The 216-nt window shown below is 41.7% G+C and carries 1 pseudogene; it reads right to left on the bottom strand.

Annotated features, from left to right (window positions below):
* Positions 1 to 22: 22 nt before the first annotated feature.
* A pseudogene (locus AM305_RS00390) lies at positions 23 to 216 on the bottom strand (serine dehydratase subunit alpha family protein); the annotation flags it as partial.

Below are 216 nucleotides of genomic sequence, written 5' to 3'. Positions count from 1 at the left end.
AACAAATCTGACCGCTTGCACCTTAAATACCCTTCGGCTTACTGACCATTATCTCAATCACTTGACGGTCGGTATATTGCATACTTCTTGAGGCAATCGCACAGAGGTTGTTAATTGAGCGGTCAATTTGGTGTTCGACAATCCCTTCGTTGCCGGTAACTTGAGTATCATCAAGTGCCATTAAAATTGATTTATAGCTTGAACTTACACTGGTAG

The organism is Actinobacillus minor NM305, assembly GCF_000175195.1.
Taxonomy (GTDB): Bacteria; Pseudomonadota; Gammaproteobacteria; order Enterobacterales; family Pasteurellaceae; genus Haemophilus_A; species Haemophilus_A minor.
The sequence above is the reverse complement of the archived record's forward strand: the minus strand, read 5'-3'. Positions and strand labels throughout refer to the sequence as shown.